Source organism: Ferruginibacter sp. (assembly GCF_031430955.1).
Classification (GTDB): domain Bacteria; phylum Bacteroidota; class Bacteroidia; order Chitinophagales; family Chitinophagaceae; genus Ferruginibacter.
Genome location: NZ_JANPCM010000225.1, coordinates 1 through 2,778, shown reverse-complemented (window position 1 = coordinate 2,778; position 2,778 = coordinate 1). Strand labels below are relative to the sequence as shown.

Genomic DNA, 2,778 nt, shown 5'->3' with positions numbered 1-2,778 from the left:
AACTGGTGCTGTAGCAGTTGCAATTTTAAATGCGTTGAATGGTACAGCACCATCTTTTGCAGATAAAAAAATAAACGACGGCATTAAATTAGCTGCCGAAAAATTAAAAGCAGCAGGTGGTAATGCATTGGTAGTTTGTGGCAGTAACGATGTAAATGTGCAGGTAATTGTAAATGCCATTAACGAAGCGATTGGTGCAAATGGTAAAACTATCAACTGGGCTGTAACGGCTAACTACCGTAAAGGAATAGATGCCGATATGATTAAGCTGGTAGATGATATGAATAGCGGTGCGGTTGGTGCAGTTTTAATTAATGGTGTAAATCCATCTTACTCTTACAACGACAGTAAAAAATTTACTGACGGATTAAAAAAAGTAATTGGTGTTTCATTTAATGCAACCATGGATGAAACAACAGAGCATTGTAAATATGTAATCCCTGCTCATCACTGGTTAGAAAGCTGGGGAGATGCAGAACCTAAATCTGGTTATATAAGTATTATACAACCTACTATCAATCCATTATTTAAAACAAGGGCTTTTCAAACTTCGTTATTAAAATGGAGTGGAAATACTGTTGCTGCAGATTATGAAACATATTTTAAAAATTACTGGACTACCAAATTAGGTGGTGCAGATAATTATGATAAAGCATTACAGGATGGTGTTGTTGAACCAGCTTCAATGACAGTTGGTGGCAGTGCATTTAATGGTACATCAGTAGCAGACGCAACATCAAAAATTGCTGCTGTTAAAACCGGTGCAGCCGATACCGAAATTGTATTGTATCAAAAAATATCTGTTGGTAATGGCAGCCAGGCTAACAACCCATGGTTGCAGGAATTGCCTGACCCCATTTCAAAAGTAACCTGGGATAATTATGCCATGATGAGTCCCGCCATGGCAAAATCATTATTGAATCTGGATGTGATGAACCAGGAAGGCGGTAAACAAAGTGACTACGAAGTACACCCTGAAAAACCAGTTGTAAAAATTACAGCTAATGGTAAATCAATTGAATTGCCAGTAATTGTAATACCGGGTATGCATGCTGCAGTAGTAGCAATTGCTGTAGGTTACGGAAGAGGAAGTGAAGGCGCAACAAAAGAAAAAATTTCTGAAAATATAGGAAAGTCTGCAGTAGGCGCAGGTAAAAATGCTTACCCATTGGTGGCATTTAACGGAACTAATTTGTATTCTTCAGTTGCAAAAATTGAAAAAGTAGCAGATAAAACATACCCTTTAGCTCAAACACAGGTACATGGTTTTACAGAAAGCCGTCCCGTGATTTATGAAACCAATCTTAAAAGTTTTACAGCCAATCCTGAAGCAGTTTTAGAAGAAATTACAAAAGAGAGATTGAACACAACGGCAAATGACAGCAAAGATTTTGTAAGAGATGCCACCATGTATCCTTCTTTTGACAAGCCAGGTATTAAATGGGGAATGAGCATTGACTTAGGTACCTGTACAGGTTGCAGTGCCTGTGTGGTTGCCTGTACTGCCGAAAACAATGTGAGTGTAGTGGGTAAAATGCAGGTGCAAAGAGCACACGAAATGCATTGGTTGCGTATTGACAGATACTTTACTGGTGATTTAGAAAACCCTGATGTTGTTTTTCAACCTATGCTTTGCCAGCATTGCGATAATGCACCTTGCGAAAATGTTTGCCCGGTTGCAGCAACCAACCACAGCAGCGAAGGTTTAAATCAAATGACTTATAACCGTTGCATTGGTACAAGATATTGCGCTAACAACTGTCCTTATAAAGTACGCCGTTTTAACTGGTTAGATTATACCGGAGCGGATAGCTTCCCTGATAATCAAAAGGAAATGATTGGTACTTACATGGATGATTCAGTAATGCAGATGAATGACGATTTAACAAGAATGGTGTTGAACCCGGATGTAACTGTTAGAAGCCGTGGTGTTATTGAAAAATGTTCTTTTTGTGTACAGCGTTTACAGGATAGCAAATTAGAAGCTAAGAAAAATCAGGATTCTTCTTTAGTTAGAAACGTAAAAGTGGCTTGCATGCAGGCTTGCCCTACTAACGCCATCAGCTTTGGTAATGTAAATGATAAAGAAAGTGATGTTTATAAAATTAGAAATGTAGAGCAAAAGCACCGTAGTTTTTATGTAATGGAGCAACTGCACGTTTTGCCTAACGTTAGTTATTTGGCTAAAGTGAGAAATACCGACAGGCATATTGGAGTGGAAGAGGAGAAGGCGTAGAAGAAGCCCCTCCTATCCTCCCCGAAAGGGAGGGAAATGGAGATGATTGGTGCGGAGATTAATGAATTTGGATTCGCTTAGATAAAAGCTCAATAAAGATAAAAAGCTGAAATGCTTAATTACGAATGTTGAAATAAAAAATAAGGCTTGGCCTCCCTCTCTTTGGGAGAGGGAATGAGGGTGAGGCCGCTTAAAAAACGATATGTCATTATTAAAGTACGAATCGCAACTAAGGGAACCGCTGGTAGATGGTGATAAAGATTACCACCAGGTAACGGAAGATATAGTACGCCCCATTGAAATGAAACCTACACGCCTTTGGTATATTGGTTTCTTCATCAGTGTCGGATTGCTTTTATTTGGTGTGTACAGTGTTTACCGTGAGGTTACTTACGGTATCGGTCAGTGGAATGTAAATAAAACAATTGGCTGGGGTTGGGATATCACCAACTTTGTTTGGTGGGTAGGTGTTGGTCATGCCGGTACTTTAATTTCTGCTATCTTATTATTATTCCGTCAGGGTTGGAGAACGGGTGTAAACC

General features: G+C 39.2%; 1 protein-coding gene and 1 pseudogene. Both read left to right on the top strand.

Annotated features, from left to right (window positions below; translation table 11 throughout):
- Positions 1–2,236: 4Fe-4S dicluster domain-containing protein (locus ACY65O_RS06360; protein ID WP_462220015.1), on the top strand; the 2,236-nt coding region annotated here is incomplete at its 5' end.
- A gap of 202 nt (positions 2,237–2,438) precedes the next feature.
- A pseudogene (locus ACY65O_RS06355) lies at positions 2,439–2,778 on the top strand (NrfD/PsrC family molybdoenzyme membrane anchor subunit); the annotation flags it as partial.